19 protein-coding genes are annotated in these 22,110 nt (G+C 62.4%); 13 read left to right on the top strand and 6 right to left on the bottom strand.

Annotation, left to right across the window (positions count from 1 at the left end; all coding sequences use genetic code 11):
• The first annotated feature begins 54 nt into the window (after positions 1–54).
• The 6 genes from ACIPZB_RS16840 (at position 55) to ACIPZB_RS16865 (ending at position 6,633) form a co-directional block, all read left to right on the top strand.
• Positions 55–915, top strand: coding sequence for a PHP domain-containing protein (locus tag ACIPZB_RS16840; protein WP_400641713.1), 861 nt, complete (start codon positions 55–57; stop codon positions 913–915).
• Positions 916–928: 13 nt separating this feature from the next.
• Entirely contained in the window at positions 929–1,558 is a 630-nt protein-coding gene (locus ACIPZB_RS16845) for an L-threonylcarbamoyladenylate synthase (RefSeq protein ID WP_400641715.1), read from the top strand.
• A gap of 125 nt (positions 1,559–1,683) precedes the next feature.
• Entirely contained in the window at positions 1,684–2,409 is a 726-nt protein-coding gene (locus ACIPZB_RS16850; RefSeq protein ID WP_162130460.1) for a ScpA family protein, read from the top strand.
• Entirely contained in the window at positions 2,396–3,166 is a 771-nt protein-coding gene (gene scpB / locus ACIPZB_RS16855; protein ID WP_400641717.1) for an SMC-Scp complex subunit ScpB, read from the top strand. Before ACIPZB_RS16850 ends, scpB begins: the two co-directional genes overlap by 14 nt.
• Before the next feature lie 304 nt (positions 3,167–3,470).
• Positions 3,471–4,538 carry a 23S rRNA pseudouridine(2605) synthase RluB gene (gene rluB / locus ACIPZB_RS16860; protein WP_400641719.1) on the top strand — a complete coding sequence of 356 codons (1,068 nt, stop codon included), beginning with the start codon at positions 3,471–3,473 and terminating at the stop codon, positions 4,536–4,538.
• Positions 4,539–5,211: 673 nt separating this feature from the next.
• Positions 5,212–6,633 carry an amino acid permease gene (locus ACIPZB_RS16865; RefSeq protein WP_400641721.1) on the top strand — a complete coding sequence of 474 codons (1,422 nt, stop codon included), beginning with the start codon at positions 5,212–5,214 and terminating at the stop codon, positions 6,631–6,633.
• A 180-nt stretch (positions 6,634–6,813) separates the two neighbouring features.
• On the opposite strand, the gene ACIPZB_RS16870 is transcribed toward ACIPZB_RS16865, so the two are convergent.
• Positions 6,814–7,698, bottom strand: coding sequence for a LysR substrate-binding domain-containing protein (locus ACIPZB_RS16870; protein WP_400641723.1), 885 nt, complete (start codon positions 7,696–7,698; stop codon positions 6,814–6,816).
• A gap of 152 nt (positions 7,699–7,850) precedes the next feature.
• Between ACIPZB_RS16870 and ACIPZB_RS16875 the strand changes: the two genes are divergently transcribed.
• Positions 7,851–10,871 (top strand): FAD-binding and (Fe-S)-binding domain-containing protein, encoded by a 3,021-nt coding sequence (locus tag ACIPZB_RS16875; protein ID WP_400641725.1) that lies wholly within the window; start codon positions 7,851–7,853, stop codon positions 10,869–10,871.
• Positions 10,872–10,983: 112 nt separating this feature from the next.
• Here ACIPZB_RS16875 and ACIPZB_RS16880 read toward each other — a convergent pair whose 3' ends face one another.
• The 4 genes from ACIPZB_RS16880 to phhA form a co-directional block, all read right to left on the bottom strand.
• Entirely contained in the window at positions 10,984–12,186 is a 1,203-nt protein-coding gene (locus ACIPZB_RS16880) for an MFS transporter (RefSeq protein ID WP_400641727.1), read from the bottom strand.
• A gap of 192 nt (positions 12,187–12,378) precedes the next feature.
• Entirely contained in the window at positions 12,379–12,504 is a 126-nt protein-coding gene (locus tag ACIPZB_RS16885) for a hypothetical protein (RefSeq protein ID WP_400641728.1), read from the bottom strand.
• 189 nt (positions 12,505–12,693) lie between these two features.
• Positions 12,694–13,050, bottom strand: coding sequence for a 4a-hydroxytetrahydrobiopterin dehydratase (locus ACIPZB_RS16890; protein WP_008096719.1), 357 nt, complete (start codon positions 13,048–13,050; stop codon positions 12,694–12,696).
• 36 nt (positions 13,051–13,086) lie between these two features.
• Entirely contained in the window at positions 13,087–13,875 is a 789-nt protein-coding gene (phhA, locus tag ACIPZB_RS16895; RefSeq protein WP_400641730.1) for a phenylalanine 4-monooxygenase, read from the bottom strand.
• A 255-nt stretch (positions 13,876–14,130) separates the two neighbouring features.
• Between phhA and ACIPZB_RS16900 the strand changes: the two genes are divergently transcribed.
• On the top strand, positions 14,131–15,690 hold the full coding sequence (locus tag ACIPZB_RS16900; RefSeq protein WP_400641732.1) for a sigma-54-dependent transcriptional regulator: 1,560 nt from the start codon (positions 14,131–14,133) through the stop codon (positions 15,688–15,690).
• 160 nt (positions 15,691–15,850) lie between these two features.
• Here ACIPZB_RS16900 and ACIPZB_RS16905 read toward each other — a convergent pair whose 3' ends face one another.
• Entirely contained in the window at positions 15,851–16,105 is a 255-nt protein-coding gene (locus tag ACIPZB_RS16905; protein WP_400641734.1) for a DUF2790 domain-containing protein, read from the bottom strand.
• A 416-nt stretch (positions 16,106–16,521) separates the two neighbouring features.
• Here ACIPZB_RS16905 and acs point away from each other — a divergent pair, with 416 nt between their 5' ends.
• The 5 genes from acs to ACIPZB_RS16930 all read left to right on the top strand — a co-directional run bounded on the left by acs (position 16,522) and on the right by ACIPZB_RS16930 (position 22,074).
• Positions 16,522–18,483, top strand: a complete 1,962-nt coding sequence (acs, locus tag ACIPZB_RS16910) for an acetate--CoA ligase (protein WP_400641736.1) — start codon at positions 16,522–16,524, stop codon at positions 18,481–18,483.
• Between the two features lie 542 nt (positions 18,484–19,025).
• Entirely contained in the window at positions 19,026–19,814 is a 789-nt protein-coding gene (locus ACIPZB_RS16915; protein WP_008096714.1) for an ABC transporter substrate-binding protein, read from the top strand.
• A gap of 88 nt (positions 19,815–19,902) precedes the next feature.
• Positions 19,903–20,592, top strand: coding sequence for an ABC transporter permease (locus ACIPZB_RS16920; protein WP_400641737.1), 690 nt, complete (start codon positions 19,903–19,905; stop codon positions 20,590–20,592).
• The gene (locus tag ACIPZB_RS16925; RefSeq protein ID WP_400641738.1) at positions 20,589–21,287 is read left to right on the top strand and encodes an ABC transporter permease; all 699 of its coding nucleotides are present in this window, start codon (positions 20,589–20,591) and stop codon (positions 21,285–21,287) included. Before ACIPZB_RS16920 ends, ACIPZB_RS16925 begins: the two co-directional genes overlap by 4 nt.
• A gap of 22 nt (positions 21,288–21,309) precedes the next feature.
• Positions 21,310–22,074, top strand: coding sequence for an ABC transporter ATP-binding protein (locus ACIPZB_RS16930; RefSeq protein ID WP_008096710.1), 765 nt, complete (start codon positions 21,310–21,312; stop codon positions 22,072–22,074).
• Positions 22,075–22,110 lie beyond the last annotated feature (36 nt).

Genomic DNA, 22,110 nt, shown 5'->3' on the forward strand with positions numbered 1-22,110 from the left:
ATCAGGATGTGACGGCATAATAACAAACATCGATTCCAGCGAAAGCGCTCCTCCATGAATGTTGATCTGCACTGTCACAGCACGGCCTCCGATGGCGCCCTGTCGCCTGCGGTCCTGGTCGCCCGGGCCCATGAGCACGGGGTGCAGACCTTGTCCCTGACCGACCATGACACCCTCGAAGGCCTGCCAGAGGCGCGCCAGGCCTGTGCCGAGCTGGGCATGCGCTGGGTCAGTGGCGTGGAATTGTCGTGCACCTGGGGTGGCGCGACCATCCATGTGCTGGGCTATGACTTCCCGCTCGACGCCCCACCGTTGCTCGATGCCATCACGGCTTTGCACCGTGGTCGCTGGCTGCGCGCCGAAGAAATCGACAAACGGCTGTGCGCCAAGGGCATGCCGGGTGCCCTCGACGGCGCGCGCGCCGTGCAGCAGGAGCTGGGCGACAGCGGCAACGCACCTGCGCGGCCACATTTCGCCGAATTCCTGGTGCGTGCCGGGCACGTCAAGGACCGTGGTGAAGCCTTTCGCAAGTGGCTGGGGGCGGGCAAGCTCGGCGACGTCAAGCTGCACTGGCCGACCCTTGAAGAAACTGTTGCCACCCTGCGTCAGTCGAATGCCTGGGTGAGCCTGGCCCATCCCATGCACTACGATCTGACCCGCAGCAAGCGCAGGCGGCTGATTGCCGACTATATTCAGGCAGGCGGGCAGGCGCTTGAGGTGGTCAATGGGATGATGCCGGCCGAGCAGGTGGGCACGATGTCCATCCTCACCCGAGAGTTCGGCCTGCTGGCAAGCGCTGGCAGCGATTTCCACGGCCCCGGCACCTGGGGCGAGATCGGTGCCTACCGGCCATTGCCCGAGGACCTGCCACCTCTGTGGCGCCGATTTAGCCATGAACAGCCTTTGGCGGTATGAACAGGACGACTACGTGAGCCAATTTTTCCAGATTCATGCGGAGAACCCGCAGGCGCGCCTGATAAAACAGGCCGTCGAAATCATTCGCAAGGGCGGCGTGGTGGTGTATCCCACCGACTCGGCATACGCCTTGGGCTGCCAGATGGGCGACAAGAACGCGATCGAACGGGTTCGCCGCTTGCGCCAGCTGGACAAGCAACACAATTTCACCCTGTTGTGCTGCGACCTGTCGCAAATGGGGCTGTTCGCCAAGATCGATACCTCCACCTTCCGCCTGCTCAAGGCGCATGTTCCCGGGCCCTATACCTTCATCCTCAATGCCACCCGGGAAGTGCCGCGGCTGCTGATGCACGAGAAACGCCGTACCATCGGCCTGCGCGTACCGTCCAATCCGATTGTCCTGGCGCTGCTCGAAGAACTGGGCGAGCCGTTGATGAGCGTGAGCCTGATCTTGCCGGGCGACGAAGAACCCATGACCGATCCCTACGAGATCCGTCAGCGCCTGGAGCACCATGTCGACCTGATCATCGATGGCGGCTTCGGTGATCTGAAGGCCTCCACCATCATCGACCTGACCGGCGATGAACCTGCATTGATTCGCGAAGGCTGCGGCGACCCCACGCCGTTCCTGGTCAGCGCGTGAGCCAGCTGGACACCCCTGAGGCACCTGGCATCGAAGCCGAATCGCCGCAGCAGTTACAGTTGGCCCTGGTCTACGGCGAAGCGCTGACCGAGATGCCGGTGGACCTGTACATCCCGCCGGACGCCCTGGAAGTCATCCTCGAAGCCTTCGAGGGCCCGCTGGATTTGCTGCTGTACCTGATCCGCAAGCAGAACATCGACATCCTCGACATCCCCGTGGCGGAAATCACGCGCCAGTACATGGGCTACGTCGAGTTGATGAAGAGCGTGCGCCTGGAGCTGGCCGCCGAATACCTGGTGATGGCCGCGATGCTGGCCGAAATCAAGTCGCGCATGCTCCTGCCGCGCTCGACCGCGATCGAGGAAGAGGAGGGCGACCCGCGTGCCGAACTGATCCGTCGGCTGCAGGAGTATGAGCGGTTCAAGGCTGCCGCCGAGGGCCTCGACGAGCTGCCGCGGGTCGGCCGCGATGTCGTCGTGCCGCGTCTTGAAGCGCCCCAGGCCAAGGTGCGCAAGCTGTTGCCGCAGGTCAGCCTGGAGGAGCTGCTGGTGTCCATGGCCGAGGTCATGCGCCGCAACGACCTGTTCGAAAGCCACCAGATCACCCGCGAGACCCTGTCCACCCGTGAGCGCATGAGTGATGTGCTGGAGCGCCTCAAGGGGGGAGGTTTTGTGCCCTTCGTCGAGCTGTTCGGCGCCGAGGAGGGCAAGCTGGGCGTGGTGGTGACCTTCATGGCGATCCTCGAACTGGTCAAGGAGTCGCTGATCGAACTGGTGCAGAATGAGCCTTTTGCGCCCATCCATGTGCGGCTGCGCGCCGAGTCTGTCGAAGAAACCGATGAACCTGAATGACCCCCGCGACCTGGCGTCGCTGATCGAGGCTTTTCTGCTCGCCTCGGGCAAGCCGCAATCCCTCGAGCGCCTGTACGAGCTGTTCGAGGAGGCCGAGCGCCCCGAGCCGAAGGTCTTCAAGAAGGCCCTGGACGTGCTGGGCAAGTCCTGCGCTGGCCGTGCGTTCGAGCTCAAGGAAGTGGCCAGCGGCTATCGGCTGCAGATCCGTGAAAATTTCGCACCCTGGGTAGGCCGCTTGTGGGAGGAGCGTCCACAGCGTTACTCCCGTGCGCTGCTGGAGACCATGGCCTTGATTGCCTACCGTCAGCCGATTACCCGCGGTGAGATCGAGGATGTGCGTGGCGTGGCGGTCAACAGCAATATCATCAAGACCCTGATGGAGCGCGAGTGGATTCGCGTGGTTGGTCACCGTGAAGTGCCGGGTCGGCCGGCGATGTTCGCCACCACCAAGGCGTTTCTCGATCACTTCAACCTCAAGAGCCTTGAGGAGTTGCCGGCACTGGCCGAGCTGCGTGAGATGGAGCCGGAGCCGCTGCTCGACCCGGATGACGCGCCGGTGCCAGCGCATCTGCAGGCGCTGGCCGATGCCAGCCTGGGTGAAGATGAGGGGGGTGAGGAGCCGAAGGAGGAGACCAGTTTCCGCAGCCTGCTGGTGGAGCTGGATGCCATGGAAGAGGGGCTGAAGACCGATTTCGATGATTTGCGCGAAGAAGAGCCCGAGGCCTCGGTGGAGGATAAGGGCAAGGCAGAGCCCTGAGTTTTGTGCGGCCTGTACTGGCCCTATCGCCGGCAAGCCGGCTCCCACAGGTCCAGTGCAGTATTCAGAGGCTGTGGTGCATCTCAGGCACAGCGCAGGTTTCACAGGCTGTGATGTCCCTGTGGGAGCCGGCTTGCCGGCGATAGGGCCCGTGCAGACAAAGCACAAACCATCGGGCAGAAAATCCCTGCCAGCCACACAAAACCCACTACGCTCCACTGCGCGAACCGCGTATGATGCGCGGCCTTTTGGCGCTTCCGTCGCCAGAACCTGATTTTTCATTCCTACACCGGGAGGTGCCCAGATGAGTGAGCAAGACCTGCAAAATACCGAAATCACCCCGCCAGCCGGCGAAAAGCTGCAGAAAGTGCTGGCGCGTATCGGCGTGGGCTCGCGCCGTGACGTCGAGGCCTGGATCAGCCAGGGCCGCATCAAGGTCAACGGCGTCGAGGCCACCCTCGGCCAGCGCGTCGACCTGCATGACGCCATCGCCGTCGACGGCAAGCTGATCAAGCGTGAGGAGGCCGCCGAGGCCACCCGCCGGGTGATCATGTACAACAAGCCCGATGGCGAGATCTGCACCCGTGACGACCCGGAAGGCCGTCCGACCGTGTTCGACCGCCTGCCGCGTCCGAAAGAAGGCCGCTGGATCAACATCGGTCGCCTGGACATCAACACCACCGGCCTGCTGCTGTTCACCACCGACGGTGAGCTGGCCAACCGCCTGATGCACCCGTCCTACGAGATGGACCGCGAATACGCGGTGCGTGTGCGTGGCGAGGTCGACGACGAGATGATCGAGCGCCTGAAAGCGGGCGTGATGCTCGAAGACGGTCCCGCCAAGTTCACCGACATCCAGAAGGCACCGGGCGGCGAAGGCTTCAACCACTGGTACCACTGCGTGGTGATGGAAGGCCGCAACCGCGAAGTCCGTCGCCTGTGGGAATCCCAGGGCATGGTAGTCAGCCGCCTCAAGCGCGTGCGCTTCGGCCCGGTGTTCCTCAACTCCGACCTGCCGATGGGTCGCTGGCGTGAAATGAGCCAGGGCGAGATCGACATCCTGGCCGCCGAAGTAGGCCTGCAGCCGGTGGCGCTGCCTGCCATGAACCTCAAGGCCAAGGACAAGATGGAGCGCCTGCAGCGCAAGTCGAGCCGTCCATTGGGCCGTGGCGAGCGCGTGCGCAACCTGCGCCCGTCGCATGAAGCCGGTGCTGCTGCTGCCGAGCGCCCTGCACGCCAGCCGCGTGAAGAAGCGCCACGCAAGAGCCGTGGCAGCGCCGTTGCCGAGCGCCCGAGCGACATGCGCAAGCGCCCAGCCAAGCCTGAGGGTGGCAAGCCAGCAGGTCGCGGTCGCGGCAAGCCGCGCGGCTGATCCGCATCGGCCATGATCAAAAGCCAGCCTTCGGGCTGGTTTTTTTGTGCCTGTTTTCCAAGGTCGACTGCGCTCCCCTGTGGGAGCCGGCTTGCCGGCGATTGGCCGCAAAGCGGCCCAAGATATTGAGAAAAAACAATTTTTCGGACGACTGGCAAGTTTTCAAACCGCCCTGTAAAGAAATTTGTACAAATTCCCCCGCTTTCCTTGGTCGGTCTGGTTTTCTGTAAACAGATCTTGCCGCGCCCACTCTCGAAAGCCGGCGCCCCAGTCCGCCCCCCTATTGCTCAAACCCCCGTCCCCACGCTGTTATAGCGTCCATTGCCATGTGCAGAAGCCCGACCACAGAGTCGGGCACATAGAACAACAAATGGAGGCGCCATGTACGCCGATCACCTCGCCTTTGAAGGCTTCCACCACAGGATCGCTGCGTTTTTCCCCCGGGAATTGACGCAACGCGTTGACGCCTGCGCGCTCGCAGGGGTATACAGTGCGCCGCGTTTTACCTGTGACCCTTTTGCGTACCGCGCACTCTTGCTCACACCCGGTTGATCCGCCCTGGCGGCGCCCGTGTGCAAGAAACCCAAGGTAACCACCTTGCCCATTCCGCTGCGCCACGAGCGCGGTGGGTCCGATTCCGTCACAGATAAAAACAATGCAGGTGACTTCGTTCATGAGTGAACAAAACATGCATTCAGGCGAGCTCAAGCGGGGCCTGAAGAACCGCCATATCCAGTTGATCGCCCTTGGCGGCGCGATTGGTACCGGCCTGTTCCTCGGCTCGGCAGGCGTGATGAAATCCGCCGGCCCGTCGATGATCCTCGGCTACGCCATCTGCGGTTTCATCGCCTTCATGATCATGCGCCAGCTTGGCGAGATGATCGTCGAAGAGCCGGTGGCCGGTTCGTTCAGCCACTTCGCCCACAAGTACTGGGGCGGTTTCGCCGGCTTCCTGTCGGGTTGGAACTGCTGGGTGCTGTACATCCTGGTGGGCATGTCGGAACTCACGGCGGTTGGCAAGTACATCCACTACTGGTGGCCGGAGATCCCGACCTGGGTGACGGCGGCCGGTTTCTTCCTGCTGATCAACGCCATCAACCTGATGAACGTGAAGGTCTTCGGCGAAGCCGAGTTCTGGTTCGCCATCATCAAGGTGGCGGCCATCGTCGGCATGATCGGCCTGGGTGCCTACCTGCTGACCAGCGGCAGCGGCGGCCCCGATGCCTCGGTGACCAACCTGTGGGCCCATGGCGGCTTCTTCCCGCATGGTGTCAGCGGCCTGGTCATGGCCTTGGCGTTCATCATGTTCTCGTTCGGCGGCCTGGAAATGCTCGGTTTCACCGCCGCTGAGGCCGACAAGCCGAAAACCGTGATCCCCAAAGCGATCAACCAGGTCATCTACCGCATCCTGATCTTCTACATCGGTGCGCTGGTGGTGCTGTTGTCGCTGACCCCATGGGACAACCTGGTCGCCAGCATCGACGCGTCCGGCGGCAGCTACGGCAGCAGCCCGTTCGTGCAGGTGTTCTCGTTGCTGGGCAGCGATGTGGCTGCACACCTGCTGAACTTCGTGGTCTTGACTGCGGCGCTGTCGGTGTACAACAGCGGCACCTATTGCAATGCGCGCATGCTGCTGGGCATGGCCGAGCAGGGTGACGCCCCGGCGGCCCTGGCCAAGGTCGACAAGCGCGGTGTGCCGGTACGCTCGATCCTGGTGTCGGCAGCCGTGACCCTGATTGCGGTGCTGCTGAACTACTTCATTCCGCAGAATGCGCTGGAGCTGCTGATGTCGCTGGTGGTCGCGACCCTGGTGATCAACTGGGCGATGATCAGCTACTCGCACCTGAAGTTCCGCCAGCACCTCGACCGCACTGGCCAGAAGCCGCTGTTCAAGGCGCTGTGGTACCCCTACGGCAACTACATCTGCCTGGCCTTCGTGGTGCTGATCCTGGGCATCATGCTGCTGATCCCGGGTATCCAGGTGTCGGTGTATGCGATTCCGGTATGGCTGATGGTGATGTTCCTGGCCTACGCCATCAAGTCCAAGCGCCGGCCGCAGGTCAATGGCACGGCTGCTGGTACTGCGGCCAAGTAAAGGCTGCGGGCGGTAGACGCAAACCCGATGTCAGGTGACTGGCATCGGGTTTTTTGTTGTCTGCACTGGCCCTATCGCTGGCAAGCCAGCTCCCACAGGTACAGCGCTGATTTCAAGAACTGTGGTGTCCCTGAGGGAGCTGGCTTGCCAGCGATAGGGCCAGTGCAGGCTGAAAGGCTCTCAGATCTGTTCGAGCAACCAGCTACGAAACGCTCGCAACGAAGGCAGCGCCTCATTTCTCGGCGGGTAGATCAGGTAATAACTGCGCTGGCTGGCAAACGCCGCCCCGGGGCTGAACAGCTCACCCTTGGCCAATTCCTCCTCCACCAGAATGCGCGGCACCAACCCGATCCCAATCCCGGCCCGCACCGCCTGGATCAAATGCGAGGTCAATTCGAAACTCGGCCCCAGGCGCATCGCTCGGTGCGGCAAGCCATGATGCGAGAACCATTCGCCCCAGGCATGCGGGTTGTTGGCGACGTTGAGCAATACCTCTTCGCTGACCCGCGCGGGTGGCCAGTCCTGGGCTTGCGCGCCGGCCTGCGGCGGCAGGATCACCACCAGTTCCTCGGCGTGCAGGCGATGGCAGATCAATCCGGGCAGGTCATGGCTGGCCACGCCGATGGCAGCGTCGATCTCGCTGGTGTCGAAGTTGATGGCTTCGATCCGTGAATGGATATGCACCAGCATCCCCGGGTGGGCGCTATAGAACGCGTGCAGGCGCGGCAGCAGCCACTTGGAACCGAAGGTGGGCAAGGTGGCCAGGCGCAGGGTGCCGACCCCGGACTGATAGGCCAGGGCCTGCAGCGTGGCGCTGCGGATGCGCCCCAATGCTTCGCTCAACTCGCGCTGGTACAGCCGGCCCACATCGGTCAGTTGCACCTGGCGGCCTTCGCGACGGAACAGGGTCAACCCCAGTTGCTGCTCCAGCGCCTGCACCTGGCGGCTGACCGCGCTCTGGGTCAGAGACAGTTCGGCGGCGGCACGGGTGTAGCTTTCATGCCGGGCAGCGGCCTCGAAAGCCAGCAGCAGTGACATGGACGGGGTCAGGTGGCGGTAATTCATTCACAAAAGTCATCGATAGCGGCAGGATTATCCGTTTGCCCCTGAGGCGAAACTACAGGAACATTGGCCTATACGTCATCCCTGCCTGCATCGACCTATGCCGGGATGACAGGATTCCCGTGAATTAGCCCAAATCAAGAGGCCATCCTTCGATGATCGCCCAGCTGCCGACCCTTGCGCCGACCGCCGCTTACCCCGAATTCCTCGAAGCCCTGCGCAACAGCGGCTTCCGTGGCCAGATCAGTGCCGACTACGGCACCCGCACGGTGCTTGCCACCGACAACTCGATCTATCAGCGCCTGCCCCAGGCTGCAGTGTTCCCGCTGGACGCCGACGACGTGGCGCGGGTCGCCACGCTGATGGGCGAGCCGCGTTTCCAGCAGGTCAAGCTGACCCCGCGTGGCGGTGGCACCGGTACCAATGGTCAGTCGCTGACCGACGGCATCGTCGTCGACCTGTCGCGGCACATGAACAAGATCCTCGAAATCAACGTCGAGGAACGCTGGGTGCGGGTCGAGGCGGGTACGGTCAAGGACCAGCTCAATGCCGCGCTCAAGCCGCACGGGCTATTCTTCGCGCCCGAGCTGTCCACCTCCAACCGCGCCACCGTCGGCGGCATGATCAACACTGACGCCAGCGGCCAGGGCAGTTGCACCTACGGCAAGACCCGCGATCACGTGCTCGAACTGCACAGCGTGCTGCTCGGTGGCGAGCGCCTGCACAGCCTGCCGATTGGTGATGCCGCGCTGGAACAGGCTTGTGCCGCCAGCGGCCGGGTCGGCGAGGTGTACCGCATGGCCCGGGAAATCCAGGAAACCCAGGCCGAGCTGATCGAGAGCACCTTCCCCAAGCTCAACCGTTGCCTGACCGGTTATGACCTGGCGCACCTGCGCGACGAACAGGGCCGGTTCAACCTCAACAGCGTGCTGTGCGGTGCCGAAGGCTCGTTGGGCTACGTGGTGGAAGCCAAGCTCAACGTGCTGCCGATTCCCAAGTACGCGGTGCTGGTGAACGTCCGCTACGCAAGCTTCATGGACGCCCTGCGCGATGCCAATGCGCTGATGGCGCACAAGCCACTGTCGATCGAGACGGTGGACTCCAAGGTGCTGATGCTGGCGATGAAGGACATCGTCTGGCACAGCGTTGCCGAATACTTCCCGGCAGACCCCGAGCGTCCGACCCTGGGCATCAACCTGGTGGAGTTCTGCGGCGACGAGCCGGCCGAGGTCAATGCCCGCGTCGAGGCCTTCATCGAGCACCTGCAGCGCGATACCGGCGTCGAGCGCCTGGGCCATACCCTGGCCGAAGGTGCCGAGGCGGTGACCCGCGTCTACACCATGCGCAAGCGCTCAGTGGGCCTGCTTGGCAACGTCGAGGGTGAAGTACGTCCGCAGCCGTTTGTCGAAGACACCGCCGTGCCGCCGGAGCAGTTGGCCGACTACATCGCCGATTTCCGTGCGCTGCTCGACGGCTACGGCCTGGCCTACGGCATGTTCGGCCACGTCGATGCCGGCGTGCTGCACGTACGCCCGGCGCTGGACATGAAAGACCCGGCCCAGGCGGCGCTGGTCAAGCCGATCTCCGATGCCGTGGCGGCGTTGACCAAAAGCTACGGTGGCCTGCTCTGGGGCGAGCATGGCAAGGGCCTGCGTTCGGAGTACGTGCCGGAGTACTTCGGCGAGCTGTACCCCGCGCTGCAGCGCCTGAAGGGCGCATTCGACCCGCACAACCAGCTCAATCCCGGCAAGATCTGCACCCCGCCGGACAGTGCCGAGGGCCTGACCAAGGTTGACGGCGTGACCCTGCGCGGTGATCTCGACCGCACCATCGACGAGCGCGTCTGGCAGGACTTCCCCAGTGCCGTGCACTGCAACGGCAACGGCGCCTGCTACAACTACGACCCCAACGACGCCATGTGCCCGTCGTGGAAGGCCACCCGTGAACGTCAGCATTCGCCCAAAGGCCGTGCCTCGTTGATGCGCGAGTGGCTGCGCCTGCAAGGCGAAGCGAACATCGACGTGCTGGCCGCGGCGCGCAACAAGGTGTCGTGGCTCAAGGGCCTGCCGGCGCGTCTGCGCAACAACCGCGCGCGCAGCCAGGGGCAGGAAGACTTCTCCCATGAAGTGTACGACGCCATGGCCGGCTGCCTGGCGTGCAAATCGTGCGCGGGGCAGTGCCCGATCAAGGTCAACGTGCCGGACTTCCGCTCGCGTTTCCTCGAGCTGTATCACGGCCGCTATCAGCGCCCACTGCGTGACTACCTGATCGGCTCGCTGGAATTCACCATCCCTTACCTGGCCCACGCGCCGGGGCTCTACAACGCGGTGATGGGTTCGAAGTGGGTGAGCAAGCTGCTGGCGGAGCAGGTCGGCATGGTCGACAGCCCGCTGATCAGCCGCTTCAACTTCCAGTCCACCCTGACCCGTTGCCGGGTCGGCGTGGCCAGCGTGCCAGCGCTGCGCGAACTGACGCCAGCCCAGCGCGAGCGCAGCATCGTGCTGGTGCAGGACGCCTTCACCCGCTACTTCGAGACGCCGCTGCTGGCTGCGTTCATCGAGCTGGCCCACCGCCTTGGCCACCGGGTATTCCTGGCGCCTTACAGCGCCAACGGCAAGCCGCTGCATGTGCAGGGCTTCCTCGGCGCCTTCGCCAAGGCTGCCATCCGCAATGCCACCCAACTCAAGGCCTTGGCCGACTGTGGCGTGCCGCTGGTGGGCCTGGATCCGGCGATGACTCTGGTCTACCGCCAGGAATACCAGAAGGTGCCGGGGCTTGAAGGCAGCCCGAACGTGCTGCTACCACAGGAATGGCTGATGGACGTTTTGCCCGAGCAGGCACCGACCGCGCCAGGCAACTTCCGCCTGATGGCGCACTGCACCGAGAAGACCAACGTGCCGGCGAGTACCAAGCAATGGGAGCAGGTGTTCGCCCGCCTGGGCCTGAAGCTGGTGACCGAGGCCACGGGGTGCTGCGGCATGTCCGGCACCTATGGGCACGAGGCGCGTAACCAGGATACTTCGCGGACGATCTTCGAGCAGTCGTGGGCGACCAAGCTGGACAAGGAGGGTGAGGCACTGGCGACCGGTTATTCGTGCCGCAGCCAGGTCAAGCGCATGACCGAGCGGCAGATGCGTCACCCGCTGGAAGTGGTGTTGCAGTACGCGCAGCGCTGATCTTCAGGGCCCTATCGCCGCGGTTCGTCGCCACGACAAGCCGGCTCCCACAAACCTGTGGGAGCCGGCTTGTCGTGGCGACGAACCGCGGCGATAGGGCCAGTAGCCCCACTCAAGCTTCACGCCCCTTGTTGCGCCCGGCACGCGCCTGCCTGTACAGATACAAGCTCAACACCAACCCGCAACAGGCCGCCGCCGCCGCGAACAGAAACATCGAAGCAAACCCGAACCCCGACGCCACCGCCCCCACCAGCGGCCCGGTAATCCCCAGCGACAAGTCGATGAACAGCGAATACGCCCCCACCGCCGCCCCGCGGTTGGCCGCCGAAACCTGGTTCACCGCTTCCACGCCCAGCGCCGGGAACACCAACGAGAAACCAAACCCGCTCAGCGCCGCACCGGCCAGCGCCATCTCTGCGCTGGGCGCAAGCCACAGCATCAGCAGGCCCAATGTTTCCACCGCCAGGCAAACAATGGCCACGCGAAACCCGCCAATCCGGTTGATCAGGTTGCCGAACAACAACCGCGCACTGATGAAGCTGGCGCCGAACAGGCTCAGGGTCAGGGCGGCGTTACCCCAGCCGCGGCTGGCGTAGTACAGGGTGATGAACGTGGCGATGGTGCCGAAGCCGATCGAGCCCAGGGCCAGTCCCGAGCCATGCGGGAACACCTTGCCCAGCACCCGCAGGAACGGCAGGCGCACGCCACTGACGACCGGAGCAGCGCGCTTGGGCCAGGCCAGCAGCAGGCCGACGACACCCAGCAGGATGATGCTCGCGCCCATGCTCCACAGGCCCAGGCTCTTGACCATCAGCACGCCCAGCGGCGCGCCGACGGCCAGTGCGCCATAGCTGGCGATGCCGTTCCAGGAAATGACCTTGGCGGTGTTTTCGGCGCCGACCCGGCCGATGCCCCAGCCAATCGAGCCAGAGCCCACCAGGCTCTCGGCGCTGCCCAGCACCAGGCGGCCCACCAGCAGGCAGGCCAGGCTCACCCAGGGCAGGTGGGTCAGAAAGGCGCAGGCCAGCATGAACACGCCGCTCAAGCCGCAGCCGAACAGCCCGTACATGACCGCCTTCTTGCTGCCCAGGTTGTCGATGATGCGGCTCGCGGTGGGACGGCTGAGCAACGTCGCCAGGTACTGCACGCTGATCACCAGGCCCGCGACCACGGCGCTGAAGCCCAGTTCGTTGTGCACATAACCCGGCAGCACGGCCAGGGGGATGCCGATGTTCAGGTAGCCGATGAAGGTGAACAGGACGATGGAAACCACTTGCGCGGTGATCGCAAGCTGGGAGGGGGCAGGCGCGGACATGAAGAATCCAATGGGCAATAGGCAGGCGTGAACCCTGCGATGATAACTACCCAGGGATGATCTGTGGGAGAGGGTTGCATGAAGAATGCCTGTACCAGCAGGCTGCCGATCAAGGCTGGACGGTGTGAAAACTTAGATGACGGGGGTGGCCCGCAGGTCAGCCGTTTTCACACAGCCGATGGGGGTGCGCAGTTATTCCTGATCAGCGCTGGATTGATCGTCGCCATCCTCGACGGCAGGCGTCGGTTCGGAGTGGGCGGCAACGGTTTGCTCTTCGGGGTTCAGGCTTGGGAAGGGAAAATTCGGGATCTCATGCATCTCGTCGTTCCTCGCAAGTGTGAGTGAAAAGTCTGCGGCAGGCGCGGTTCGAGCTTCGGAAAGCTGGGGCAGGATACACAAGTCTGGATGACAGTTTGTAATTAATTCCCGGTCGCTTGTCGGTTTTGCGTGCGGATACCGGACATGTTTCCCAATGAAAAAGGGCCGCTGCGCGGCCCTTTTTTCAGGTTACTTACGGCCTTCAGCCGTTTCGGCAACCTTGTCTGTGCGAGCGCACATGATGAAGTCGTTGCGGTGCAGGCCCTTGATCGAGTGGCTCCACCAGGTCACGGTGACCTTGCCCCACTCGGTCAGCAGGCCCGGGTGGTGGCCTTCGGCTTCAGCGATCTCGCCCACGGCATTGGTGAAGGCCAGGGCGTGCTTGAAGTTCTTGAACAGGAACACGCGCTCCAGCTCCATGTGGCCGTCGCGTACTTCGATGTTCCAGTCCGGGATCTCGCGGATCAGCTCGGCCAGCTCGTCGTCGGTGACTTTCGGCGCATCGGCGCGGCAGGCTTCGCAATGGGCTTGGTTCAAGGCATTCATGGGTACTTTTCCGGTTCGAGTTGTTATCGAGAGGGCTCAGGCAGCCTGCTTGGGTGGAAACTTCGGCGCATGCAGCCCCAGCTTCATGGCTTGCTGGACCATGCCCATGATGTCTTCGTGGGCCAGGTCGAACAGCCGCTTGAGGTTTGGCAGCACGAAGTACAGCGGCTGCAGGATGTCGATGCGGTACGGGGTGCGCATGGCTTCGATCGGGTCGAAGGCCTGGTGCTCCGGCTCGCCTGACAGACTGTAGACGGTCTCCTTGGGCGAGGAGAGGATGCCACCGCCGTAGATCTTGCGACCTTGCGGGGTTTCCATCAGGCCGAATTCGATGGTCATCCAGTACAGCCGCGCCAGGTACACGCGTTGTTCCTTGGTCGCGGCCAGGCCCAGCTTGCCGTAGGTGTGGGTGAATTCGGCGAACCAGGGGTTGGTCAGCAGCGGGCAGTGGCCGAAGATCTCGTGGAAGATGTCCGGTTCCTGCAGGTAGTCCAGTTCTTCCGGTGTACGGATGAAGGTGGCGACCGGGAAGCGTTTGCTGGCCAGCAATTCGAAGAAGGTCTGGAAGGGGATCAGTGCCGGTACCCGAGCAACCTGCCAGCCGGTGGTGGCGCCCAGCACCTTGTTGATCTCGCCCAGTTGCGGGATACGGTCATGGGGCAGCTTGAGCTGGTCGATGCCGTCCAGGTACTCCTGGCACGCGCGGCCTTCGATGACCTTCAGCTGGCGGGTGATCAGTGTGTTCCACACCGCATGCTCTTGCTGCGGGTAGTCGATAAAACCATGCGCATCGGGCTCGCGTGCCACGTATTGCGTCTGTTTCATGTGGCTCTCCTGGTGAGGGCATTCTTGTTATGTCCACGACATACACCAGAAATATCCCGCATCCGCATGATTTGCACGGGGTTGGCAGGTAGTGCAGAGGGCCTGTCGATCTTCATTTCGTAACGATTATTTTACAAAGCGGGCGGCATGCCGGAAAATTCGGCACATCGAGCTGCTGAAAGCTTCAATTTTGTCAGCTTATCTTTACGAATTTTCCAGGCGAGGTTGAAATACTTCGCCGCTTCGAGAGCAATCATGCGTATCAAAGTGCATTGCCAGAACCGCATCGGCATCCTCCGCGACATCCTCAATCTGCTGGTGGAATACGGTATCAACGTGCTGCGCGGCGAGGTGGGAGGGGACCATGGCAATGCCATCTACCTGCACTGCCCGAATCTCATCAACTTGCAGTTCCAGGCATTGCGGCCCAAGTTCGAGTCGATCGCCGGGGTGTTCGGGGTCAAGCGTGTCGGCCTGATGCCCAGCGAGCGGCGGCACATGGAGCTCAATGCACTGCTGGGTGCCCTGGACTTCCCGGTGCTGTCGGTGGACATGGGCGGCAGCATCGTCGCCGCCAACCGTACCGCTGCGCAGTTGCTCGGCGTGCGCGTCGACGAAGTGCCAGGCATGCCATTGGCGCGCTATGTGGAGGATTTCGATCTGCCGGAGCTGGTGCGGGCCAACAAGTCACGGATCAATGGCCTGCGCATTAAGGTCAAGGGGGATGTGTTCCTGGCTGACATCGCACCGTTACAGTCCGAGCACGACGACAGTGAGGCGCTGGCGGGTGCGGTACTTACCCTGCATCGCGCCGATCGCATCGGCGAGCGCATCTATAACGTGCGCAAGCAGGAGCTGCGGGGCTTCGACAGCATCTTCCAGAGTTCACGGGTGATGGCTGCGGTGGTGCGTGAGGCGCGGCGCATGGCGCCACTGGATGCGCCGTTGCTGATCGAAGGCGAAACCGGTACGGGCAAGGAGCTGCTGGCCCGTGCTTGCCACCTGGCCAGCCCGCGTGGGCAGGCACCGCTGATGGCGCTCAACTGTGCCGGGCTGCCGGAATCCATGGCCGAGACCGAGCTGTTCGGTTACGGCCCTGGGGCATTCGAGGGCGCACGCGCCGAAGGCAAGCTAGGGCTGCTGGAGCTGACTGCCGGCGGCACGTTGTTCCTCGACGGGGTCGGCGAGATGAGCCCGCGCCTGCAGGTGAAACTGCTGCGTTTCCTGCAGGACGGATGCTTTCGTCGGGTCGGTAGTGATGAAGAGGTGTACCTCGATGTGCGGGTGATCTGCGCCACTCAGGTGGACCTGTCCGAGCTGTGCGCCCGCGGCGAGTTTCGCCAGGACCTGTACCACCGCCTCAACGTGCTGTCGCTGCATATTCCGCCGCTGCGTGAGTGCATGGACGGGCTCGAAGGGTTGGTGCAGCACTTCCTCGACCAGGCCAGCCGGCAGATCGGCTGCGCCATGCCGCGCCTGGCACCGGCGGCGATGGACAAACTGGCGCAATATCATTGGCCGGGCAATGTGCGGCAACTGGAAAACGTATTGTTCCAGGCGGTATCGCTCTGTGAAGGCGGGGTGGTTAAAAGCGAGCACATCCGTTTGCCGGATTATGGCGTGCGGCAACCCTTGGGCGAATTTTCCCTGGACGGGGATCTTTCGCAGATTGTCGGACGATTTGAAAAGGCGGTGTTGGAAAGTTTGATGGGTGAATACCCAAGTAGCCGTGCATTGGGCAAAAGATTGGGTGTTTCGCACACGACCATTGCCAATAAGTTGCGGGACTATTCCCTTGGCAAGTCGGGTGAATGAACTAAGGATCTTTGGATTGCAAGTTGCATCCCTGTGGGAGCCGGCTTGCCGGCGATGAGGCTTGCGCAGGCAAAAGGGGGTAGCCCCTGTCGCCGGCAAGCCGGCTCCCACAGAAAAACCACAGCGTTCAAAGCCTGTGGTTTGCCTGAGTTAGAAGGTCTCAGCCGTTGGAGCAACCGTTCCCCATCACGCGGTATTCAAGAATGTGCTTCTGGCCCTGGGAGTCCTCGTAGGTCATCCGAGCGGGCACGACTTCGCAGACATTTGGCACTTCGCTCATGGAAATGACGCGAGCGATGTCCAGGTGCTGCGAGTAACTGTACTGTTCAACCGGAATCTGCTCGACATCTTTTGCCTCGCCGGCGATTGCCGCGCTGCAAAGACCGCCAAGTACCAATACCAGTAAAGCTTTCATCTTCAATTTACCTGTCTAAGGTCGTGAGGGGGCACGCGGCGCTTGTGACGCCGCGAGTACAGCCAAGTTTTAACTTTCGGGATTAGAGAGGGATTAACGTGTGCCTTCGTGGGGGCTGTTGCCGGTAGTTAATCGCCTTGCCGTTGCTGGCGAGGTGAATCTTATGCCTCGGCAACTAAGGGAAACAGATAGTGTTTTGATAAAGTTTTTTTGCCTTTTGACAGAATCTGTAACAATCCCCCGGCAAGATCCTCCTCATTTTTACCTCGCAGGGCCGCCGGCCGCGGGCTAGAGCTGTCCCCTCCAAGCCCCGAAGATTTTTCCCGTCGCGCTACTACCATCGTCGAATGGCTTTTGCCGCTCTGGTACAGTTACAAACGATTCCATACAAAAACAATTACACCGAGGTAACACAGATGAGTGCGGCTCCACTGTATCCCGTTCGTCCCGAGGTTGCGGCCACTACCCTGACCGACGAGGCCACCTACAAGGCCATGTACCAGCAATCGGTGATCAACCCGGACGGCTTCTGGCGCGAGCAGGCCCAGCGTCTCGACTGGATCAAGCCATTCACCAAGGTCAAGCAGACTTCCTTCGACGATCACCATGTCGATATCAAGTGGTTTGCCGATGGCACTCTGAACGTTTCCTCCAACTGCCTGGACCGCCACCTCGAAACCCGCGGCGACCAGCTAGCAATCATCTGGGAGGGCGACGACCCTTCCGAGCACCGCAACATCACCTACCGCGAACTCCACGAGCAGGTCTGCAAATTTGCAAACGCCCTGCGTGGCCAGGATGTGCACCGTGGTGACGTGGTAACCATCTACATGCCGATGATCCCGGAAGCGGTGGTAGCCATGCTGGCCTGTGCCCGCATCGGTGCCATTCACTCGGTGGTCTTCGGCGGCTTCTCGCCGGAAGCGCTGGCCGGGCGCATCATCGACTGCCGCTCCAAGGTGGTGATCACCGCCGACGAAGGTGTGCGCGGTGGCCGTCGTACCCCGCTCAAGGCCAACGTCGACCTGGCGCTGACCAACCCTGAAACCAACAGCGTGCAGAAGATCATCGTGTGCAAGCGCACCGGCGGCGACATCGCCTGGCACCAGCACCGTGACATCTGGTACGAAGACCTGATGAAAGTCGCTTCCAGCCACTGCGCGCCGAAAGAGATGGGCGCCGAGGAAGCACTGTTCATCCTTTATACCTCTGGCTCCACCGGCAAGCCGAAGGGTGTGCTGCACACCACCGGCGGTTACCTGGTGTACGCCGCGCTGACCCATGAGCGGGTGTTCGACTACCGCCCGGGCGAAGTCTACTGGTGCACCGCCGACGTCGGCTGGGTGACCGGCCACAGCTACATCGTCTACGGCCCGCTGGCCAACGGCGCGACCACGTTGCTGTTCGAAGGCGTGCCGAACTACCCGGACATCACCCGCGTGTCGAAGATCGTCGACAAGCACAAGGTCAACATCCTCTACACGGCCCCGACCGCCATCCGCGCGATGATGGCCGAGGGCGAGGCCGCAGTGGCCGGTGCTGATGGTTCCAGCCTGCGGTTGCTTGGATCGGTGGGCGAGCCGATCAACCCCGAAGCCTGGAACTGGTACTACAAGACCGTGGGCAAGGAGCGCTGCCCGATCGTCGACACCTGGTGGCAGACCGAGACCGGCGGCATCCTGATCAGCCCGCTGCCGGGCGCCACCGGCCTCAAGCCGGGGTCGGCGACCCGTCCGTTCTTCGGCGTGGTGCCAGCCCTGGTGGACAACCTGGGCAACCTGATCGATGGGGCGGCCGAAGGTAACCTGGTGATTCTCGATTCCTGGCCGGGCCAGTCGCGTTCGCTGTACGGCGACCATGACCGCTTCGTCGATACCTACTTCAAGACCTTCCGCGGCATGTACTTCACCGGTGACGGTGCTCGCCGCGACGAGGATGGCTACTACTGGATCACCGGCCGCGTGGATGACGTGCTCAACGTGTCCGGCCACCGCATGGGTACCGCCGAAATCGAAAGTGCCATGGTCGCCCACGCCAAAGTGGCCGAGGCGGCAGTGGTGGGGGTGCCGCACGACATCAAGGGGCAGGGCATCTATGTCTATGTCACCCTCAATGCTGGGGTGGAGCCGAGCGAGCAGTTGCGCCTGGAACTGAAGAACTGGGTGCGCAAGGAGATCGGCCCGATTGCCTCGCCGGATGTGATCCAGTGGGCGCCGGGTCTGCCGAAAACCCGCTCGGGCAAGATCATGCGGCGGATTCTGCGCAAGATCGCCACGGGGGAATACGGCGCGCTGGGTGATATATCGACCCTGGCCGACCCGGGTGTGGTGCAGCACCTGATCGACACGCACAAGGCGATGAACCTGGCGACGGCCTGATCGTAATGGGCTGCGGTGCAGCCCAATCGCCGGCTTGCCGGCGATTGGGGCGCAAAGCGGCCCCTTTCAAAACCCAAAACCTCGCCCAGGCAATCGGCGGGGTTTTTGCTTTACTGTTACCCGACATTCATCGGTAACTCTTCTGTCACCGGCTTCGCACGAAAACGAGGCGCAGGGAAACATTTCATGCCCCATTTCGATGCGTTCATGTGGGTGTTTTGTGCGACGTAGCACGCTGCACTTGCCGTAGCACAAGGGTTTGCCAATAATAGGCCCAGTAATTGCTAGTCCTATGGGTTCTATTTCTTGCGCTCTTGCATATCTTGCAATGGCTGTCAACATCGCCCGCAGCGGTTTCAAGCGCTTCTGTAAGTAGTTGTCGCTTTGAAGAAATATCGACTACCGGGCTGTCGTTAAAATGCCACTCACTCGCTCGTGGTCTGCGACCTTGGTCGAACCCTGCGCGGCTCGCGTTGTACCCATTCGCATATCGGGCAGTTGTTACCCTGCCTTGTAATGCCCCGTACCGATGGAGTTACCTGATGAAGAAGCTCGCACTGCTTGGCGCCCTGGCGCTTTCCGTGTTTTCCCTGGTGTCGCAGGCCGATGATGTAAAGCCGTTGAAGATCGGTATCGAAGCCGCCTACCCACCCTTCGCCTTCAAGCAGCCCGACGGCAGCATCGCTGGTTTCGACTACGACATCGGCAACGCCCTGTGTGAAGAAATGAAAGCCAAGTGCACCTGGGTCGAGCAGGAATTCGACGGCCTGATCCCGGCGCTGAAAGTGCGCAAGATCGACGCCATCCTGTCGTCCATGTCGATCACCGAGGACCGCAAGAAGTCTGTCGACTTCACCAAGCGCTATTACCTGACCCCGGCGCGCCTGGTGATGAAGGAAGGCAGCACCGTCAGCGAAAGCCTGGATGAACTGAAGGGCAAGAAGATCGGTGTGCAGCGCGGCTCGATCCATGACCGTTTCGCCAAGGAAGTACTGGCGCCCAAAGGTGCCACCGTCGTGCCTTACGGTACCCAGAACGAAATCTACCTGGACGTCGCCGCCGGCCGCCTGGACGGCACCGTGGCCGATGCCACCCTGCTCGAAGATGGCTTCCTGAAGACTGACGCCGGCAAGGGCTTCGCCTTCGTGGGCCCGTCGTTCACCGACGTTAAATACTTTGGTGATGGCGTGGGCATCGCTGTGCGCAAGGGTGACAAGGCCAACGCCGACCGCATCAATGCCGCTATCGACGCCATCCGTGCCAACGGCAAGTACAAAGAAATCGAGAAGAAGTACTTCAACTTCGATATCTACGGTCCAGACTCGAACTAAGACGTCGAGTTTCACCTGTTCAATGGTGCAAACAGCAGAGGCTCTGAGGTTTGCACCATTTTTCATTCTCTAGGTCGAGGACCTCATCATGTTGAAAGGCTACGGGGCAGTCATCCTCGACGGGGCGTGGCTGACGCTGCAGCTCGCCCTGTCGTCGATGGCCCTGGCCATCGTGCTCGGCCTGATTGGCGTGGCATTGCGCTTGTCGCCTGTGCGCTGGCTGGCCTGGTTGGGCGATATGTATGCCACGGTGATCCGTGGTATTCCGGATTTGGTATTGATCCTGCTGATCTTCTACGGCGGGCAGGACATCATCAACCGCTTGGCGCCGCTGGTCGGCTATGACGATTACGTCGACCTCAACCCGCTGGTCGCGGGTATCGGTACGCTGGGCTTCATCTTTGGTGCCTACCTGTCGGAAACCTTCCGCGGTGCATTCCTCGGTATTCCCAAGGGCCAGGCCGAAGCCGGCGTGGCCTATGGCATGAGCAACCGCCAGGTGTTCTTCCGCGTCCTGGTGCCGCAAATGATCCGTCTGGCGATCCCGGGCTTCACCAACAACTGGCTGGTGTTGACCAAGGCCACGGCGCTGATCTCGGTAGTCGGCCTGCAGGACATGATGTTCAAGGCCAAGCAGGCAGCGGACGCCACGCGCGAACCCTTCACCTTCTTCCTGGCGGTGGCGGCACTGTACCTGGTGATCACCAGCGTCTCGCTGCTGGCCCTGAAGTATCTCGAACGGCGCTACTCGGTGGGAGTCAAGGTGGCTGAACTATGATCTTCGACTACAACGTCATCTGGGAGGCCATGCCGCTGTACATTGGCGGCCTGTTCACCACCCTCAAGCTGCTGGCGCTGTCGCTGCTGTTCGGCCTGCTGGCGGCCGTGCCGCTGGGACTGATGCGGGTGTCCAAGCATCCGCTGGTGAACATCAGCGCCTGGCTATACACCTACGTCATCCGCGGCACGCCGATGCTGGTGCAGCTGTTCCTGATCTACTACGGTCTGGCCCAGTTCGAGGCGGTGCGCGAGAGTATCTTCTGGCCATGGCTGTCCAGCGCGACCTTCTGTGCGTGCCTGGCCTTCGCCGTCAACACCAGCGCCTACACCGCCGAGATCATCGCCGGCAGCCTCAAGGCTACGCCCCATGGCGAGATCGAGGCGGCCAAGGCCATGGGCATGTCGCGCATGAAAATGTACCGCCGCATCCTGCTGCCTTCGGCCTTGCGTCGGGCGTTGCCGCAGTACAGCAACGAAGTGATCATGATGCTGCAGACCACCAGCCTGGCGTCGATCGTGACCCTGATCGACATCACCGGTGCGGCGCGCACGGTCAATGCCCAGTACTACCTGCCTTTCGAGGCCTACATCACGGCGGGCGTGTTCTACCTGTGCCTGACCTTCATCCTGGTGCGCCTGTTCAAGCTGGCCGAACGCCGTTGGCTCGGCTACCTGGCGCCGCGCAAGCACTGAACGCTCTGTGAGAACCGACAGCATGTACAAACTCGAAGTCCAAGACCTGCACAAGCGCTATGGCAGCCATGAGGTGCTCAAGGGCGTCTCCCTGGCGGCCAAGGCAGGCGATGTGATCAGCATCATCGGCTCCAGCGGTTCGGGCAAGTCGACCTTCCTGCGCTGCATCAACCTGCTCGAGCAGCCGCACGCGGGCAAGATCCTGCTCAACAACGAAGAGCTGAAGATGGTCGCCGGCAAGGATGGCGCGCTCAAGGCGGCCGATCCGCGCCAGTTGCAGCGCATGCGTTCGCGCCTGTCGATGGTGTTCCAGCACTTCAACCTGTGGTCGCACATGACCGCGCTGGAGAACATCATCGAAGCCCCGGTGCATGTGCTCGGCGTGAGCAAGAAGGAAGCCCTGGAGAAGGCCGAACACTACCTGGCCAAGGTCGGTGTCGCGCACCGCAAGGACGCCTTCCCCGGCCACATGTCCGGTGGCGAGCAGCAGCGCGTGGCGATCGCCCGGGCCCTGGCCATGGAGCCAGAGGTGATGCTGTTCGACGAGCCGACCTCGGCGCTCGACCCGGAGCTGGTGGGCGATGTGCTCAAGGTCATGCAGGCCCTGGCCCAGGAAGGCCGCACCATGGTGGTGGTGACCCACGAGATGGGCTTTGCCCGCGAGGTGTCCAACCAGCTGGTGTTCCTGCACAAAGGCCTGGTCGAAGAAACCGGTTGCCCACGCGAAGTGCTGGCCAATCCGCAATCCGAGCGGCTCAAGCAGTTTCTCTCGGGCAGCCTGAAGTAAAGGCTGCATCTTTGCACCAGAATAGGGCATGCTGCG

Origin of the sequence: Pseudomonas sp. NPDC089396 (assembly GCF_044749545.1) — a bacterium.
Taxonomy (GTDB): domain Bacteria; phylum Pseudomonadota; class Gammaproteobacteria; order Pseudomonadales; family Pseudomonadaceae; genus Aquipseudomonas.

What these genes read in the sequence shown, in the direction of transcription:
- ACIPZB_RS16840 (WP_400641713.1), top strand. Translation starts at nt 55, where the DNA reads ATGAATGTTGATCTGCACTGTCACAGCACGGCCTCCGATGGCGCCCTG.
- scpB (WP_400641717.1), top strand. Translation starts at nt 2,396, where the DNA reads ATGAACCTGAATGACCCCCGCGACCTGGCGTCGCTGATCGAGGCTTTT.
- rluB (WP_400641719.1), top strand. Translation starts at nt 3,471, where the DNA reads ATGAGTGAGCAAGACCTGCAAAATACCGAAATCACCCCGCCAGCCGGC.
- ACIPZB_RS16865 (WP_400641721.1), top strand. Translation starts at nt 5,212, where the DNA reads ATGAGTGAACAAAACATGCATTCAGGCGAGCTCAAGCGGGGCCTGAAG.
- ACIPZB_RS16870 (WP_400641723.1), bottom strand. Translation starts at nt 7,698, where the DNA reads ATGAATTACCGCCACCTGACCCCGTCCATGTCACTGCTGCTGGCTTTC.
- ACIPZB_RS16875 (WP_400641725.1), top strand. Translation starts at nt 7,851, where the DNA reads ATGATCGCCCAGCTGCCGACCCTTGCGCCGACCGCCGCTTACCCCGAA.
- ACIPZB_RS16880 (WP_400641727.1), bottom strand. Translation starts at nt 12,186, where the DNA reads ATGTCCGCGCCTGCCCCCTCCCAGCTTGCGATCACCGCGCAAGTGGTT.
- ACIPZB_RS16885 (WP_400641728.1), bottom strand. Translation starts at nt 12,504, where the DNA reads ATGCATGAGATCCCGAATTTTCCCTTCCCAAGCCTGAACCCCGAAGAG.
- ACIPZB_RS16890 (WP_008096719.1), bottom strand. Translation starts at nt 13,050, where the DNA reads ATGAATGCCTTGAACCAAGCCCATTGCGAAGCCTGCCGCGCCGATGCG.
- phhA (WP_400641730.1), bottom strand. Translation starts at nt 13,875, where the DNA reads ATGAAACAGACGCAATACGTGGCACGCGAGCCCGATGCGCATGGTTTT.
- ACIPZB_RS16900 (WP_400641732.1), top strand. Translation starts at nt 14,131, where the DNA reads ATGCGTATCAAAGTGCATTGCCAGAACCGCATCGGCATCCTCCGCGAC.
- ACIPZB_RS16905 (WP_400641734.1), bottom strand. Translation starts at nt 16,105, where the DNA reads ATGAAAGCTTTACTGGTATTGGTACTTGGCGGTCTTTGCAGCGCGGCA.
- acs (WP_400641736.1), top strand. Translation starts at nt 16,522, where the DNA reads ATGAGTGCGGCTCCACTGTATCCCGTTCGTCCCGAGGTTGCGGCCACT.
- ACIPZB_RS16915 (WP_008096714.1), top strand. Translation starts at nt 19,026, where the DNA reads ATGAAGAAGCTCGCACTGCTTGGCGCCCTGGCGCTTTCCGTGTTTTCC.
- ACIPZB_RS16920 (WP_400641737.1), top strand. Translation starts at nt 19,903, where the DNA reads ATGTTGAAAGGCTACGGGGCAGTCATCCTCGACGGGGCGTGGCTGACG.
- ACIPZB_RS16925 (WP_400641738.1), top strand. Translation starts at nt 20,589, where the DNA reads ATGATCTTCGACTACAACGTCATCTGGGAGGCCATGCCGCTGTACATT.
- ACIPZB_RS16930 (WP_008096710.1), top strand. Translation starts at nt 21,310, where the DNA reads ATGTACAAACTCGAAGTCCAAGACCTGCACAAGCGCTATGGCAGCCAT.